Source organism: Pantoea sp. GM_Pan_4 (genome assembly GCF_026541005.1).
In the GTDB taxonomy this organism is placed as follows: Bacteria; Pseudomonadota; Gammaproteobacteria; order Enterobacterales; family Enterobacteriaceae; genus Pantoea; species Pantoea dispersa.
Genome location: NZ_JALNUZ010000008.1, coordinates 1 through 16,698, shown reverse-complemented (window position 1 = coordinate 16,698; position 16,698 = coordinate 1). Strand labels below are relative to the sequence as shown.

Annotated in this window: 14 protein-coding genes; 7 read left to right on the top strand and 7 right to left on the bottom strand. The window is 55.5% G+C overall.

What is annotated here, in order from left to right; translation table 11 throughout:
• Positions 1 to 11: 11 nt before the first annotated feature.
• Positions 12 to 1,832 carry a ribosome-dependent GTPase TypA gene (typA, locus tag OXR61_RS16085; RefSeq protein ID WP_021507116.1) on the bottom strand — a complete coding sequence of 607 codons (1,821 nt, stop codon included), beginning with the start codon at positions 1,830 to 1,832 and terminating at the stop codon, positions 12 to 14.
• A 440-nt stretch (positions 1,833 to 2,272) separates the two neighbouring features.
• On the opposite strand from typA, the gene glnA reads away from it, so the two are divergent.
• From glnA to OXR61_RS16065, 4 genes are all read left to right on the top strand, one after another.
• Positions 2,273 to 3,682 (top strand): glutamate--ammonia ligase, encoded by a 1,410-nt coding sequence (gene glnA / locus OXR61_RS16080; RefSeq protein WP_031279641.1) that lies wholly within the window; start codon positions 2,273 to 2,275, stop codon positions 3,680 to 3,682.
• A gap of 198 nt (positions 3,683 to 3,880) precedes the next feature.
• Positions 3,881 to 4,930 carry a nitrogen regulation protein NR(II) gene (gene glnL, locus OXR61_RS16075; protein ID WP_021507118.1) on the top strand — a complete coding sequence of 350 codons (1,050 nt, stop codon included), beginning with the start codon at positions 3,881 to 3,883 and terminating at the stop codon, positions 4,928 to 4,930.
• A gap of 7 nt (positions 4,931 to 4,937) precedes the next feature.
• Positions 4,938 to 6,347 carry a nitrogen regulation protein NR(I) gene (gene glnG / locus OXR61_RS16070; RefSeq protein ID WP_031279642.1) on the top strand — a complete coding sequence of 470 codons (1,410 nt, stop codon included), beginning with the start codon at positions 4,938 to 4,940 and terminating at the stop codon, positions 6,345 to 6,347.
• Positions 6,348 to 6,453: 106 nt separating this feature from the next.
• Positions 6,454 to 6,579, top strand: coding sequence for a YshB family small membrane protein (locus OXR61_RS16065; protein ID WP_021507120.1), 126 nt, complete (start codon positions 6,454 to 6,456; stop codon positions 6,577 to 6,579).
• Between the two features lie 29 nt (positions 6,580 to 6,608).
• Here the strand turns inward: OXR61_RS16065 and hemN are convergent, their stop codons facing one another.
• A complete protein-coding gene (gene hemN / locus OXR61_RS16060; RefSeq protein WP_021507121.1) occupies positions 6,609 to 7,982 on the bottom strand; it encodes an oxygen-independent coproporphyrinogen III oxidase in 1,374 nt (457 codons plus the stop codon).
• A 237-nt stretch (positions 7,983 to 8,219) separates the two neighbouring features.
• Complete coding sequence (yihI, locus tag OXR61_RS16055) at positions 8,220 to 8,738, bottom strand: Der GTPase-activating protein YihI (protein WP_021507122.1); 519 nt, start codon at positions 8,736 to 8,738, stop codon at positions 8,220 to 8,222.
• A gap of 555 nt (positions 8,739 to 9,293) precedes the next feature.
• On the opposite strand from yihI, the gene yihA reads away from it, so the two are divergent.
• Complete coding sequence (yihA, locus tag OXR61_RS16050; RefSeq protein ID WP_031279643.1) at positions 9,294 to 9,935, top strand: ribosome biogenesis GTP-binding protein YihA/YsxC; 642 nt, start codon at positions 9,294 to 9,296, stop codon at positions 9,933 to 9,935.
• 410 nt (positions 9,936 to 10,345) lie between these two features.
• On the opposite strand, the gene polA is transcribed toward yihA, so the two are convergent.
• The 4 genes from polA to OXR61_RS16030 all read right to left on the bottom strand — a co-directional run bounded on the left by polA (position 10,346) and on the right by OXR61_RS16030 (position 15,523).
• The gene (polA, locus tag OXR61_RS16045; RefSeq protein ID WP_021507124.1) at positions 10,346 to 13,135 is read right to left on the bottom strand and encodes a DNA polymerase I; all 2,790 of its coding nucleotides are present in this window, start codon (positions 13,133 to 13,135) and stop codon (positions 10,346 to 10,348) included.
• A 423-nt stretch (positions 13,136 to 13,558) separates the two neighbouring features.
• Positions 13,559 to 14,188 (bottom strand): thiol:disulfide interchange protein DsbA, encoded by a 630-nt coding sequence (dsbA, locus tag OXR61_RS16040; RefSeq protein ID WP_021507125.1) that lies wholly within the window; start codon positions 14,186 to 14,188, stop codon positions 13,559 to 13,561.
• A gap of 26 nt (positions 14,189 to 14,214) precedes the next feature.
• Entirely contained in the window at positions 14,215 to 15,201 is a 987-nt protein-coding gene (locus OXR61_RS16035) for a serine/threonine protein kinase (protein WP_021507126.1), read from the bottom strand.
• Between the two features lie 46 nt (positions 15,202 to 15,247).
• Positions 15,248 to 15,523, bottom strand: coding sequence for a YihD family protein (locus OXR61_RS16030; protein ID WP_021313943.1), 276 nt, complete (start codon positions 15,521 to 15,523; stop codon positions 15,248 to 15,250).
• A gap of 71 nt (positions 15,524 to 15,594) precedes the next feature.
• On the opposite strand from OXR61_RS16030, the gene mobA reads away from it, so the two are divergent.
• Both mobA and mobB read left to right on the top strand, forming a co-directional pair.
• Positions 15,595 to 16,167, top strand: coding sequence for a molybdenum cofactor guanylyltransferase MobA (gene mobA / locus OXR61_RS16025; RefSeq protein WP_021507127.1), 573 nt, complete (start codon positions 15,595 to 15,597; stop codon positions 16,165 to 16,167).
• On the top strand, positions 16,167 to 16,670 hold the full coding sequence (gene mobB / locus OXR61_RS16020; protein WP_021507128.1) for a molybdopterin-guanine dinucleotide biosynthesis protein MobB: 504 nt from the start codon (positions 16,167 to 16,169) through the stop codon (positions 16,668 to 16,670). The genes mobA and mobB overlap by 1 nt, the downstream gene beginning before the upstream one ends.
• Positions 16,671 to 16,698: the final 28 nt, after the last annotated feature.

Below are 16,698 nucleotides of genomic sequence, written 5' to 3'. Positions count from 1 at the left end.
GACGATTTCGCTTACTCTTTGCTGCCGCGAGACGCGCGTTTGCGATCGTTCTCGGTCAGGTGGCGTTTACGAATACGTACTGACTGAGGCGTCACTTCTACCAGTTCGTCGTCATCGATGAACTCGATAGCCTGCTCCAGCGTCATTTTCTGCGGTGGTACCAGGGTGGTAGCTTCGTCAGTACCTGACGCACGCATGTTGGTCAGTTTCTTACCGGTCAGGCAGTTTACGGTCAGGTCGTTAGAACGGCTGTGAATACCAATGATCTGGCCTTCATACACTTCCGCACCGTGACCGAGGAACAGCTTACCGCGATCCTGCAGGCCGAACAGGGCGAAGGCAACCGCTTTACCCTGACCGTTGGAGATCAGCACGCCGTTCTGACGCTGGCCCACTTCGCCCGGACGCACGTCGTCGTAGTGGCTGAAGGTGGAGTACAGCAGACCGGTACCGGAAGTCATGGTCATGAATTCGTTACGGAAGCCGATCAGACCACGGCTTGGGATCACGTAGTCGAGACGTACGCGGCCTTTACCATCCGGATCCATGTTTTTCAGGTCGCCTTTACGCTCACCCATCGCCTGCATCACCGAACCCTGGTGGGTTTCTTCGATGTCGAGGGTAACGTTTTCGAATGGCTCCTGCTTGCGGCCTTCGAATTCACGGAAGATAACTTTCGGACGGGATACCGCCAGCTCGTAGCCTTCACGACGCATGTTCTCGATCAGAACTGACAGGTGCAGCTCACCACGACCGGATACGCGGAATGCATCGGCATCTTCGGTTTCTTCTACGCGCAGCGCTACGTTGTGCACCAGCTCTTTGTTCAGACGCTCAAGGATCTGACGCGACGTCACAAACTTACCTTCTTTACCACAGAACGGTGAGGTGTTGACGTTGAAGAACATGGTTACGGTTGGCTCATCCACGCTCAGCGCTGGCAGCGCTTCCACATTCTGCGTGTCGCAGATGGTGTCGGAGATGTTCAGCTCGCCCAGACCGGTGATAGCGATGATGTCGCCCGCTTCAGCCAGATCGGATTCAATACGCTCCAGACCCAGATGGCCCAGCACTTTACCGACTTTCGCGTTACGGGTTTTCCCTTCGCTGTCGATCACAGTAACCTGCTGGTTTGGCTTCACTTTACCGCGCTTGATGCGGCCGATACCGATTACGCCGAGGTAGTTGTTGTAGTCCAGCTGCGAGATCTGCATCTGCAGTGGGGCTTCAACTTCAACCTGCGGTGGAGAAACGTGGTCGACGATGGCCTGATACAGCGGGGTCATGTCGTCAGCCATGTCGGTGTGATCCAGACCGGCGATACCATTCAGCGCAGACGCATAAATGATCGGGAAATCGAGCTGTTCGTCAGTCGCGTCGAGGTTAACGAACAGGTCAAATACCTGGTCCACAACCCAGTCCGGACGCGCACCAGGACGGTCAACTTTGTTGATGACTACAATCGGCTTCAAACCGTGGGCAAAGGCTTTCTTGGTTACGAAGCGGGTTTGCGGCATAGGGCCATCCATCGCGTCTACAACCAGCAGCACCGAATCCACCATGGACATGACGCGCTCAACTTCACCACCGAAGTCGGCGTGCCCCGGGGTATCAACGATGTTGATACGGTAGTCGTTCCATTTGATGGCGGTGTTTTTCGCGAGGATGGTAATCCCACGCTCTTTCTCCAAATCGTTGGAGTCCATTACGCGCTCAGTCGCTTCGGTACGGGCATCAAAAGTACCGGACTGTTGCAGCAGTTTGTCAACCAGGGTGGTCTTACCATGGTCAACGTGCGCGATGATGGCGATGTTACGCAAATTTTCGATCACAGCTTTGCCTCAGGCATTATAGAAATAACGCGGTATTGTACACGGATTAAGCGAAAGACTGAACATGATCACAGTTTTCGCCGAAAGATTCTCGCAGTGCGCGTTTTTAGCACCAATAACGGTGCATTAAGCTGCACTTTGATGGCGCTTTGCACCATTTAAGTGCTTACCCCTAAACTGACGGCACTATTTTGGTGCATTCCATCCACGCTGGTGCAGCCGTCGTCTCACCGCAGGGCGCATCACAGCGCCATTTTCACCATTGTAATAAAGTTGGCACAGAATTCGCTTTATATCTTTTAAGCGAAAACGACAGTTGCACAACGGTTGAAGAGCTTGCCGAGATCTTGGTCAGGGGTGGTCAGTAGTCGTGACACATTCCCGGCAACAGAAGTTCTCTCACCACGACGACAAAATGACCATTTCCAGGAGAGTTGAGTATGTCCGCTGAACACGTTCTCTCGATGATGAACGAGCACGAAGTTAAGTTTGTTGACCTGCGTTTTACCGATACTAAAGGTAAAGAACAGCACGTTACTATCCCTGCTCACCAGGTTAACGCTGACTTCTTCGAAGAAGGCAAAATGTTCGATGGCTCTTCCATCGGCGGCTGGAAAGGCATTAACGAATCAGACATGGTGCTGATGCCGGATGCAACAACTGCCGTGATGGATCCGTTCTTCGAAGATCCGACGCTCATCATCCGCTGTGACATTCTCGAGCCAGGCACGCTGCAGGGCTACGATCGCGACCCGCGCTCCATTGCCAAGCGCGCAGAAGAGTTCCTGCGTTCTTCCGGCATCGCCGACACCGTACTGTTCGGACCTGAGCCAGAGTTCTTCCTGTTTGACGACATCCGTTTCGGCTCTTCAACTTCCGGCTCACACGTGGCTATCGACGACATCGAAGCAGCCTGGAACACCGGTAAAGAGTACGAAGGCGGTAACAAAGGTCACCGTCCAGGTCTGAAAGGCGGCTACTTCCCGGTGCCACCGGTTGACTCATCACAGGACATCCGTTCTGCCATGTGTCTGACCATGGAGCAGATGGGTCTGGTGGTTGAAGCGCATCACCACGAAGTGGCAACCGCAGGTCAGAACGAAGTGGCTACCCGCTTCAACACCATGACCAAGAAAGCTGACGAAATTCAGATCTACAAATATGTCGTGCACAACGTCGCGCACGCCTACGGCAAAACGGCGACCTTTATGCCGAAGCCAATGTTTGGCGACAACGGTTCCGGTATGCACTGCCACATGTCACTGTCTAAAGGCGGCGTAAACCTGTTCTCTGGCGACAAATACGGCGGCCTGTCTGAAACTGCCCTGTTCTACATCGGCGGTATCATCAAGCACGCTAAAGCCATCAACGCCCTGGCAAACCCGACCACCAACTCATACAAGCGTCTGGTCCCAGGCTACGAAGCACCGGTCATGCTGGCTTACTCAGCGCGTAACCGTTCTGCCTCTATCCGTATCCCGGTGGTGGCCAGCCCGAAAGCACGTCGTATCGAAGCGCGCTTCCCGGATCCAGCGGCTAACCCATACCTGGCGTTCACCGCACTGCTGATGGCCGGCCTCGACGGCGTGATCAACAAGATCCACCCTGGCGATGCGATGGACAAAAACCTGTACGACCTGCCGCCGGAAGAAGAAGCTGAGATTCCAAAAGTGGCCGGTTCACTGGAAGAAGCGCTGAATGCACTGAACGAAGACCGCGAGTTCCTGACCCGTGGCGGCGTGTTCACCGACGACGCTATCGATGCTTACATCGAACTGCGTAAAGCTGACAATGACCGCGTACGCATGACGCCGCACCCGGTTGAGTTCGAACTGTACTACAGCGTTTAATCCTTAAAAGATTCGCGCAGATGCACCGTAGCCGCCAACGCAGCGACGGTGCTAATCCTGGCGCTGAAGATTTTTTGTTGCCGTGGAAACTTTAGCCCATCTCCGGATGGGCTTTTTTCACCGCGAATTCATCGTTCGACGGATAGATTTGCGTCCCCAAAGGCTATAATGCACTAATTTAGTGCAGAGGAACGCTGTATGGCAACTGGCACGCTGCCCGACGCGGGGCAGATTCTCAACTCCCTGATCAACAGTATTTTGCTGGTCGATAACGATCTGGTTATCCACTACGCCAACCCGGCGGCCCAGCAATTACTGGCGCAAAGCTCACGAAAATTGTTCGGCACGCCCTTACCGGAACTTACCGGCTATTTTTCGCTGAACATTGAGGTAATGAGCGAGAGTTTAGGGGCAGGCCAGGGCTTTACCGATAGCGAAGTCACGTTAGTGGTGGATGGCCGCGCGCACATTATGTCGCTCACGGCACAGCGTCTACCCGACGGATTTATTCTGCTGGAAATGGCGCCGATGGATAATCAGCGTCGTCTCAGCCAGGAGCAAATTCAGCATGCCCAGCAGGTTGCTGCGCGCGATCTGGTGCGCGGCCTGGCGCACGAAATTAAAAACCCGCTCGGCGGATTGCGCGGCGCGGCGCAGCTGTTATCGCGCGCCCTGCCCGATCCGGCGCTGAATGAATATACCAAAGTGATTATTGAGCAGGCCGACCGGCTGCGTAACCTGGTCGACCGCCTGCTGGGTCCGCAGCAGCCCGGACTGCACGTGACCCAGAGCATCCATCAGGTAGCTGAACGTGTGGTTAACCTGGTGTCGATGGAGCTGCCGGAAAACGTCTCGCTGGTGCGTGATTATGACCCCAGCCTGCCGGAGCTGCCGCACGACCCGGACCAGATTGAGCAGGTGCTGCTCAACGTGGTGCGTAATGCGCTGCAGGCGCTGGGCGAAGCGGGCGGCACCATTGTCATCCGTACCCGTACCGCGTTTCAGCTGACGTTACACGGCACGCGTTACCGGCTGGTGGCGCGTATCGACATTGAAGATGATGGCCCGGGCATTCCGGCCCAGCTGCAGGATACGCTGTTCTATCCGATGGTCAGCGGACGCGAAGGCGGCACCGGTTTAGGTCTCTCTATCGCCCGCAGCCTGATCGATCAGCATTCGGGAAAAATTGAATTTAACAGTTGGCCAGGCCACACCGAATTCTCGGTTTACCTGCCTATTCGCCAGTGAGGTTTCTATGCAACGAGGGATAGTCTGGATCGTCGATGACGATAGCTCCATCCGCTGGGTGCTTGAACGTGCGCTCACTGGAGCCGGTTTAAGCTGCGCCACCTTTGACAGCGGCAACGAGGTGCTGGATGCGCTCTCGACCAAAACCCCGGACGTATTATTGTCGGATATTCGTATGCCAGGCATGGATGGTCTGGCGCTGCTGAAGCAGATCAAACAGCGTCATCCGATGCTGCCGGTCATCATTATGACCGCGCATTCGGACCTCGACGCGGCGGTCAGCGCTTATCAGCAGGGCGCGTTTGATTACCTGCCAAAGCCGTTTGATATTGATGAAGCGGTCGCGCTGGTAGAGCGCGCCATCAGTCACTATCAGGAGCAGCAACAGCCGCGCAATCAGCCGGTAAGCGGCCCGACCACCGACATCATCGGCGAAGCGCCGGCGATGCAGGATGTCTTCCGCATCATCGGCCGTCTGTCGCGTTCGTCGATCAGCGTGCTGATCAACGGCGAGTCCGGTACCGGTAAAGAGCTGGTCGCGCATGCGCTGCATCGCCACAGCCCGCGCGCCAAATCCCCGTTTATCGCGCTGAATATGGCGGCGATCCCGAAGGATTTGATCGAATCGGAGCTGTTTGGCCACGAGAAAGGCGCGTTTACCGGCGCGAACCAGATTCGTCAGGGCCGCTTTGAGCAGGCCGATGGCGGCACGCTGTTTCTCGACGAAATCGGCGATATGCCGCTGGATGTACAGACGCGCCTGCTGCGCGTGCTGGCTGATGGCCAGTTCTATCGTGTTGGCGGCTATGCGCCGGTCAAAGTGGATGTGCGCATCATCGCCGCTACCCACCAGAATCTGGAGCTGCGCGTGCAGGAGGGCAAGTTCCGTGAGGACCTGTTCCATCGCCTCAACGTGATTCGCGTGCATCTGCCGCCGCTGCGTGAACGTCGCGAGGATATTCCGCGTCTGGCGCGCTACTTCCTGCAGGTCGCAGCGCGTGAGCTGGGCGTGGAAGCGAAAATTCTGCACCCAGAGACCGAAGCCGCGCTGACGCGACTGCACTGGTCGGGTAACGTGCGTCAGCTGGAGAACACCTGCCGCTGGCTGACGGTGATGGCCGCGGGCCAGGAAGTGCTGATTCAGGATCTGCCGCCGGAGCTGTTTGAGTCGAGTACGCCGGAAAATCCGGTGCAGTCGCTGCCGGACAGCTGGGCAACGCTGCTGGCGCAGTGGGCAGACCGCGCGCTGCGTTCCGGTCATCAAAACCTGCTGTCAGAAGCACAGCCGGAGATGGAGCGTACGCTGCTGACCACTGCGCTGCGTCATACGCAGGGCCACAAGCAGGAAGCGGCACGTTTACTGGGCTGGGGCCGCAATACGCTCACGCGTAAACTGAAAGAACTGGGCATGGAATAACGCGGAAAAGTGTAAAAGGGTTATTTATTGCACACTTTCTGCGCGTAACATCTGTACAGACCGGTGCCGTTCAGTATCATACGGGCGGCAATCGGGAGAGGCTAACATGTTGCAATCTGTCATCCAGCTGATCGCGCATAACGTGGCGGCAATCGGTAATGCTGTGACTCACTCACCGCAAACCGCGCTGGCCGCCGTGGTCTGCGCCATCAGCGTCAGTCTGTTCAGTTAACATAAAGGGAGCGCTGGCTCCCTTTATGCTTAAATTACCCGCGAAAATTGCTGCATGCGCGCTTTCTGCCGCAGATAGCGGTCAAAGCACATGCAGATGTTGCGAATCAGCAGACGGCCAATGCCGGTGACCTGCAGCCGGCGCTCACCCATCTCAAGCAAGCCGTCCGCCACCAGCGGCGCCAGCAGCGCTAAATCCTCAGCAAAATAGCGTTCAAACACCACTGGCCACCGGGCTTCGATGTCGGCAAAATCCAGCGCAAAGTTACAGATCAGCGCTTTAATTACATCCCGCCGCAGACAATCATCCTCGCTCAGGGTTAAACCGCGCCACAGCGCATGGCCCTGCTGCTCAACGCTGGCATACCAGGCTTTTAACTCTTTCTGATTCTGCGCATAGCTGTCGCCCAGCATGCTGATGGCCGAAACGCCCAGCCCGAGCAGTTCGGTTTCGCCCTGCGTGGTGTAACCCTGGAAGTTGCGATGCAGTACGCCGGCGCGCTGCGCCACCGCCAGTTCATCATCCGGTTTGGCAAAGTGGTCCATGCCAATAAACTGGTAACCCGCACCGGTCAGCGTCGCGATGGTTTGCTGCAGGATTTGCAGCTTCTGCGCCGCCGTCGGCAGCTCCTCATCTTTGATTTTGCGCTGAGCGGCAAACAGCGCAGGCATGTGCGCATAGTTGAAGACGCTGAGGCGATCCGGATTGAGCGCAATCACCCGCTGCAGCGTAAAGGCAAAGCTCTCTGGCGTCTGCAGCGGCAGGCCGTAGATTAAATCCAGACTGACTGAGCGGAACCCCTGCGCGCGGGCACGCTGCACCAGGGCGAAAATGGTCTCTTCATCCTGAACGCGGTTGACCCGCTCCTGCACCGCCTTGTTGAAATCCTGCACGCCCATACTCAGGCGATTGAAGCCCTCTGCGCGCAGATGATCGATCATCTCCAGCTCAATTTCACGCGGATCGACTTCGATCGACATCTCCACATCGTCAGCGATGTCGAAATGGCTGCGCAGCAGCGCCACCAGCCGGCTGACCTGCTGCTGATTAAGGAAGGTAGGCGTGCCGCCGCCCCAGTGCAACTGCGTAACGCGACGGCCGGCAAACAGCGGTGCGCGCTGACGAATCTCCTGCGCCAGAACCTCCAGATAGCGATCGGCCTTGTGCAGCTGGCGCGTCACGATTTTATTGCAGCCGCAGAAGTAACACAGACGATGGCAGAACGGGATATGCACATACAGCGATAGCGCGCGCTCGGGATAGCGCTCAACCGCGCGCTGAAAATCGCTCGCGCCAAAGCTTTCACTGAATTCCAGCGCGGTGGGATAGGAGGTGTAACGCGGACCGGCGTAATTGTATTTTTCGATGAGCCGCTGATCCCACTCAATCTGCTGCGATGACATGCTCACTCCTTACGGTGACGTCGTCTGAGGGCGGGTCGCGTGGCAGAAGAGGAGACGAAGCGCTGGGCGGAACGCCGCCGTAAGCGCGATTTCAGCCGCGACAGGCGGCGTAGTTTAAACAATAACCACAGCAGATAACATGTCAGCAGCAGCGCTAAAATTGATCCAGGCCAAAACATAGGTGAATACCTGTTTAGCGCGGCATGCGCAAAGCCGCATGCCGATCAAAAATGGCGGTTAGTGGCCCTTAAGCAGGCGCATCATATCCTCTTCTGCCTGCTCGTCTTCGGCGTCGTCGTCCAGCGCAATGCCCAGCGTTTCCATCAGCTCGTCAATGCGATCCAGCGTCTCATCCAGCCACGCCTGATCTTCTGCGCTCAGGGTTTCGCCGCTCTCAAGGCGATCGAGCAGCGTGTCGAGACGCTCATCGTTCTCCAGCCTGGCCAGCTCTTCCTGCGGCGTCAGGCGCACTTTTTCGGCTTTGGGTTTTGGCTTCGCCACTTTCTTTTCGGGCAGGGTTTTGCCGTCCGCCACCAGCGCGACTGGCTTTTTGCTGCCCACGCGCGGATCGGCGCTCTTTTTGCTGTGCCCTTTACCGGCGCTTTGCGTTTCCGGGTTGGCGCGGCTGCCGGATTTGTGGCCGCTGTGCTTTTTATCGCGCTTGCGATCGCGGGCTTCCTGGTTCAGTTCTTCACGCGATTTGCGTTTCGCTTTAGCAGCAGGTTTGCCACGCTGGGCTGGTGCAGGTTGCTTCATGTGTTCGGTCTCGGCGATGCCTGGTGAGTTCAGTATAGAATTGCGGCGAAATCTAGCAGAAAGATGACAAAGAAAAAAGGCGATAGCCTGTGCTATCGCCTTATTTCGCACCTTCATACGAAGGAAACACGCGTCAAATCCTTTACGGCTCACAACGTCCCGGTTGCTCCATCGCCACATCGCTCCTGCGAGTAATCCCTGTCCCTGTCCGATTCCTGCCTGAATCGCTCTCCTGCCATGCTCGCGGTCATCCCCGACGCTCCTGAGCTCATCATCCTGATGGGTGCTGCCGTGCACTGACAACAAATGTAGACCAAACAGTAAATTGAACAAGTGAGACTTGTCTCTAATTTAGAGCGGCCTTTTTCATTTTTAACGTAATACATTGAAAATAAACAATATTATAACGAATGAATGTTGCATGAATCCGTCATCACTGGTAGCAGTTAGCGGCGATCTCTTACAAAATGGCGCGTTAAGACGCCTGTCGGGCACTTTTGCGCCATAACAGGTATAATCAGCGCCATTGCCCGATCATTCTGCTGGAGTTTTACATTGTCTGCTTTGAACTATCACGTCACCCATTTCATGCTCAGCGCGCCGGATATTCGTCATCTACCGGCGGATACGGGCATTGAAGTTGCCTTTGCCGGACGCTCAAATGCAGGCAAATCCAGCGCGCTGAATACCCTGACCAACCAGAAAAGCCTGGCGCGTACCAGTAAAACACCAGGCCGCACGCAGCTGATTAACCTGTTTGAAGTGGTGGAAGGCAAACGCCTGGTGGATTTACCAGGTTACGGTTATGCGGAAGTCCCGGAAGAGATGAAGCGTAAATGGCAGCGCGCGCTGGGTGAATATTTGCAGAAACGTCAGGCCCTGAAAGGACTGGTGGTACTGATGGATATCCGCCATCCGCTTAAAGATCTCGATCAGCAAATGGTTGAGTGGGCGGTGCAGAGCGGTATTCCGGTTATGATTTTGCTGACTAAAGCCGACAAGCTGGCTTCCGGTGCCCGTAAAGCGCAGCTGAACATGGTGCGTGAGGCATCGCTGGCATTTATGGGCGATGTCCAGGTCGAGATGTTCTCATCGCTGAAAAAACTGGGCGTCGATAAGCTGCGTCAGAAACTCGATACCTGGTTTAGCGAGCTGACCCCGGCGCAGGAAGGCGACGGTGAAGCGCTGTCAGAATAGCGCCAGAGTGGGCCTTTGCGTCCGCTTTTTTTCAGAAAAAGCCCAATAAAAAACGCCCCAGTCATAAATGACTGGGGCGGCTAATATTCAGCCAAATCCGATTACGTGAAGTAAAAGGTCTGAAAGATAGAACATCTTACCTCTGTACCCTACGCGATGAACTTTACCCGATTTTTTCTGACCAACAAAGGGTTTTTTGTTGTTAAGTTTCAGAATTCGACATCTTTTTTACCAGCTTCGTCACATTTTCGCGCAGGGCATGTAGTTTAATTACCAAAAAAATGCTTAGCCGATAAGCAGTTACTTAACCTGTATTTTACCGGCAGTTTTGATGACCGGCTGAACCGATTAAGTAAACTTTTTTCTTATGACGTTACCCGCCGCCTGCATCTGCGGCGGGCAGCGGGCCCTTAGTGCGCCTGATCCCAGCTATCACCGGTTCCCACTTCAACCTGCAGTGGTACATCCAGCTTCATGCTGTTCTCCATCAGTTCGCGGATCGTCTGGCTGGCACCTGCGACGGCATCTTTGTGGATCTCAAATACCAGTTCATCGTGTACCTGCATGATCATTTTCACCTCGTCACTGTTCTGCTGCAGCAGCCAGCCGTCAACGGCGATCATGGCACGTTTGATGATGTCCGCCGCGGTGCCCTGCATCGGTGCGTTGATCGCTGCTCGTTCGGCGGCTTTACGGCGAATAGCATTGCTGGAGTTGATGTCCGGCAGCCACAGACGACGACCATCCAGCGTCTCGACGTATCCCTTATCCGCGGCTTGCGCGCGCGTCGCTTCCATATAACGCAGCACGCCCGGATAGCGCTCAAAGTAGAGATCCATGTACTTCTTCGCTTCGCCGGCACCAATGTTGAGCTGTCGCGACAAACCAAATGCGCTCATGCCATAAATCAGTCCGAAGTTGATTGCTTTCGCACTGCGGCGCTGCTCACCGGAAACCTTGCTCAGCGCCACACCAAACACTTCGGACGCCGTGGCGCGGTGGATATCCTCACCCTGCGCAAACGCATCCAGCAGGCCTTTGTCCTGCGACAGGTGCGCCATAATTCGCAGCTCAATCTGCGAATAGTCGGCGGCCACGATGCGCTTATCCGCGCCCGCAATAAACGCCTGACGAATGCGCCGTCCCTCTTCGTTGCGCACCGGAATGTTTTGCAGGTTCGGGTCGGTCGAGGAGAGTCGTCCGGTGGCCGTCACCGCCTGGTGATAAGAGGTGTGTACCCGGCCGGTGATCGGATTGATCATCTGCGGCAGCTTATCGGTGTAAGTGGATTTCAGCTTCGACAGGCCGCGATGCTCAAGAATCACTTTCGGCAGCGGATAGTCGAGCGCCAGCTCAGCCAGCACTTCTTCACTGGTCGACGGCGCGCCGCCCGGCGTTTTCTTCGTCGGCTTAATCCCCTGCTTCTCAAACAGAATGGTTTGCAGCTGTTTGGTGGAGGAGAGGTTGAAAGGCTCGCCGGCCAGCTCATGCGCCTTCTGCTCCAGCTCGGCCAGACGCGTGGTCAGCTCCTGCGAATGTTTCGCGAGGATGTTCTGATCGATCAGCACACCGTTGCGCTCTACGCGGGAAATGACCGTCACCAGCGGCATCTCAATCGCCTCGAATACCTGCTTCGGACCGGCTTCCTGCTCCAGCTTCGGCCACATCTGCAGGTGCAGCTGCAGCGTGACGTCAGCGTCTTCTGCCGCATAGTGCGCCGCCTGCTCAAGCGCGATCTGATTGAAGGTGAGCTGATTTTTACCTTTACCGGCGATTTCTTCGAAAGTGACGGTTTTGTGGTTAAGCCAGCGGGCCGCCAGGCTGTCCATGTCATGCTTGCCGCCGACGCTGTTCAGGCAGTAAGACTCCAGCATGGTGTCGAATTTGATGCCGTTCAGCTCAATATCGTAATTTTTCAGTACGCCACGATCGTACTTCAGGTTCTGCCCGACCTTCGCTGCTTTACTGTCCTCCAGCAGCGGTTTCAGCTGCTTCAGCACCGCGGCGCGATCCAGCTGCGGTGGCGCGTCAAGATAGTCATGCGCCACCGGCAGGTAAGCGGCCTCGCCCGGTGCCACGGCGAAGGCAATGCCGACAATATTGGCGCTCAGGGTATCCAGCGAATCGGTTTCCAGGTCAAAAGCAAACACGTCGGCGCTTTGCAGTTTTTTCAGCCAGTCGGCAAAGGTCGCCTCGTCGAGGATGGTGACATAGCCGTCGGAGGACAGCACGCTGACCGTTTCCGCTGCGGCCACGGCGGGTTCATCCGGCAGCGATTTCTGCGCCTGGCTATTGCTCTTTTTACCCTGCAGCCATTTTCCTTCCTGCAGATCGGCAAGCCAGCGTTTGAATTCATAGCGGCTGAACAGCGTCTGCAATGCTTCGACGTCAGGCTCGTTAACCGTCAGCTGCTCGCAGGCCAGCTCCAGTTCCACATCGGTTTTGATGGTCGCCAGCTGGTAGGAGAGAAACGCCACATCGCGATTCTGCTCCAGCTTCGCCGCCATGGTTTTTGCTCCACGGAAGGAGAGCCCGGCCACTTTATCAAGGTTGTCGTAGATGGATTGCATGCCGCCCAGCCCCTGCAGCAGCGCCTGTGCGGTTTTCTCGCCCACGCCCGGTACGCCCGGGATGTTATCCGAGCTGTCGCCCATCATGGCGAGGAAATCGATAATCAGCGAAGGCGGTACTCCGTATTTCTGCTCGACTTCTTCCGGACCGAGCACGGTGTTGGTCATGGTGTTAATCAGGGTAATGCCCGGCGTCACCAGCTGCGCCATATCTTTATCGCCGGTGCTGATCAGCACCGCACGCCCCTGCTTTTCCGCTTCCAGCGCCAGCGTGCCGATCACGTCATCGGCTTCCACGCCGGACACCGCCAGCAGCGGCAGCCCCATGGCTTTTACCATCTCGTGCAGCGGCGCGATTTGCGCGCGTAAATCGTCCGGCATCGGTGGACGATGCGATTTGTAATTTTCAAACAGCTCATCGCGGAACGTTTTGCCTTTGGCATCGAAGACCACAGCCACATGGCTGGGTTGATACTGCATCAGCAGGCTTTTCAGCATGTTGAGCACACCATACATGGCGCCGGTTGGCTCACCCGCACTGTTGGTCAGCGGCGGAAAGGCATGATATGCACGGTAGAGGTAGGAAGAGCCATCTACCAGAATCAGGGGATTTTCTGCAATTTGCGCCATAGGTTTGTATTTTCTTCGTTGCGATAATCAGGGTTATAAGGATGCCACAACCAGCGAACAATGTTGAAGTAACAGCAGAAAGTGAGGATCTTTTTCGCGGTTACGCGGCGCGGATCGCAAGGATCATCTTGTGGATAACTTTGTGCGTAAAATTCATAACGTATTGTTATTTACGTTAATTGCAATCATTTTACGATTAATATGCTTTTATAATCAGTCATTTATAATCTTGCCGTGATACGAAACACCTTTTTAAAAAGGCGATCGTCTATGTGGATATTAAGCGAAAGGGTAATCAAAAAACGCTGGCGGTGAGGGATGAATAGCTTAGTGAATTAAGGATGTGGTGTGGGTTGTTTTCACTGTAGCGGCGGGTGATAACCGCGCCGCTACAGCATAAGCCATCGCGTTTTCAGCGCTTAATTACTTTTTCTCAACCAGGAATTTCACGACGTTGGCATAATCCGCCACGAAGTTATCCATTGAGCTGGTGTCCAGGCCGCCGTTGTTAACCATGTATTTGCCGTTAACAAAAATCGCCGGTACGCCCTGCAGATTAACATCCGAAGCCGCTTTCTGCTGCTGTGCAACCAGCGCCTTCACGGCGAAGCTGTTCCACGCTGCATCGTAATCTTCAGAGGTAATACCCGCTGCTTTAATGAAGGTTTCTTTCAGGCTGGCTGCGTCGGTAATGGTCTGGGTCTTCTGGATGCCGTCGAAAATCGGTGCGGTCACTTTATCTTCCACACCCAGCGCCATTGCCACTGCCCACGCATGCGTGACCACCGGACCGAAGTCGCCGCCGAGGAAATCAACGTGATATTTGGTCACTTTGGTATCCGCTGGCAGATTCTTTCTCACCGCATCGCTGACGTGGTAAATGCGCTCAAACTGGTAGCAGTGCGGGCAGAAGAAGGAGAAGAACTCCATGACCTGCGGCTCACCGGCGACCGGTTTTGGCAGCGTAACGTACTGTTTGCCGTCGTTGAACTGTGCCGCTGAGGCGCTAAATGCCAGCATCAAACCTACCAGCGCAAACCAAATCTTTTTCATCGTGAGAACATCTCCTGAGTACTTCATTAAAATTGCGGGCTAAGCTGTAACGGCGGTTCGTGTAACAGCCTTTCCTGCTCGATAAATAGTGCAATCTGCCGGCGCCAGAAGTCCTCATCGGTCATCCAGGGGAAGGCGCGCGGAAAAGCGGGATCCTGCCAGCGGCGTACCACCCAGGCCAGATAATAAACCATGCGCATGGCGCGTAAAGACTCAATCAGTGTCAATTCGTGTAAATCGAAATCACCAAATTCGTTATACGCTTCCAGCAAAATATCCCACTGGATCAATTGCTCCTGACGGCTGCCGTTCACCAGCATCCACAAATCCTGCACTGCCGGGCCAGTGCGCGCGTCATCGAGATCGACAAACATCGGCCCATCGCGCCACAGAATATTGCCGGGATGGCAGTCACCGTGCAGCCGGAGCGGTTGCCACTGGCTATGCCAGCTCTGCTGCAGCGTGGCGCTGAGTTTATCTAACGCCTTCAGTAGCGCATCCTTCAGCGAGGCAGGCACCAGCGCGCTCTGTTCCAGCTGCAGACGTGGCTCAACCACATACTCCTGCAGGCCCAAAGTGGGCCGCTGGCGGAACGGGCTGTGGCGTCCGGTTTGATGGATACGGCCAAGAAAACGACCTACCCACTCCATCTGCTCTTCATTGTCGGTTTCATACTGCCGGCCACCGAGGCTGGGGAACACCGCGAACATAAAGCCAGCGTGCTGATTGAGCGTAGTGCCCTGCAGCGCCAGCGGTGCGGCAACCGGCACTTCATCGTCCAGCAGATCCTGAGCAAAGCGATGCTCTTCAGCGATCTGCGCGGCGCTCCAGCGTTGCGGACGATAGAACTTAGCGACATAGCGTCGCTTATCCTCATCGCTAAACTGATACACGCGGTTTTCGTAGCTGTTCAGGGCGGTTAAGCCGGACTCGACCCGCAGACCTGCATCCCAGAGCGCATCAAGGATAACGTCGGGATTCAGCGTCTGAAAATTAAAAGCGGCTTCGCTCATCATTGTGCCTGTGTGTTACCTGTGCGTTGAACGCGCAAGGATAACACTACTCATCATCCTTGATCACACCGCGCGCACGTAATAGCGCGCTTTTGAAGTCCACTTCATAATCTTTCTTCAGCCCCGGGATCACAGCCTGACTACCGGCATCACGCATTTTGAGATGGTAAATCAATACGTCATCGCTTAATTCACTTAATGGGCCACTGAAACCTGATTCCTGCGCCAGTTTTTGTAAAAATGCCAGCAGGTTGAGATCGGGTTCTTGCTGCCAGGCAGGCTGCAGCAGTTCGAGCAGTTCATTGAGTCGGTGATATTTCATCATTGATTCCTTTGCGCAGGTGGTTCGCTACCGCGAGTTAAGTATCGTCCAGAATAAACAGGGAGACGAAGATGACCGCATTTACCGGTGTGATCCTTGCAGGCGGGCAAGGCAGCCGTATGGGAGGTCAGGATAAGGGCTTGCTGCCATTACAGGGCAAACCGCTTTATCAGCACGTTCTGCAGCGTTTACAGCCGCAGGTCAATATTGTGTTGATTAGCGCCAACCGTAACATTGATCGTTATCAGGCAAGTGGTTGTCAGGTGATTCGTGATTCGCTGCCTGATTATCCCGGTCCGCTGGCAGGCATGCTCAGCGGCCTGCGGCACAGCCAGACCGAATGGGTGGCGTTTTGCGCCTGCGATACGCCGTGGCTACCGCAGGATTTTGTTGCACGGCTGTGGCAGCAGCGTGGTGCAGCCGCCGCCGTGTGGGTGACATCGGGTCAGCGTGATCATCCGGCGCTGGCTTTGGTGCATCGTGCGCTGGCTGATGATCTGGAAGCGTGGCTGCTGCGCGGAGAACGCCGTCTGATGCAGTTTATGCGTGAACATGGCGGACACGGCGTACTGTTTGATGATGATGAAGCCGCCTTCCGCAATATCAATACGCCTGACGATTTGGTTAATGAGGAAAGTGCGTGATGAGTGTGCCGTTACTGGCGGTGGTGGGCTGGAGTGGCACCGGCAAAACCACCCTGTTACAACAGGTGATTCCGCTACTGAGAGCGCAGGGCATTCGCCCCGGGCTGATCAAGCATACCCATCATCAGATGGACATCGATACGCCGGGAAAAGACAGTTATCTGCTGCGCAAAGCGGGAGCCGATCAGGTGATCGTCGCCAGCGAACAACGCTGGGCGTTAATGTGCGAAACGCCGCAGCAGCCGCTTAGTTTAGCGGAGCTGGCAGGCCGTATGGACGCTACAACGCTGGATCTGGTGCTGGTCGAGGGGTTTAAACAGGAGCCTGTCCCCAGAATGGTGTTGTGGCGGCGCGGCGTTAAGGGGGAAATTGATGAATTGCTGGACGACTGGGTGATTGCCGTAGCGACGGATGAAGCGTTAGCGCTTCAGGTACCGGTGCTGGATATTAATCAGCCTGATCAGGTTGCAGAGTATATTGTTCAATGGCTAAAAAACCGCTAATCACACGGTTTTTGGCGGGAAATTTGCC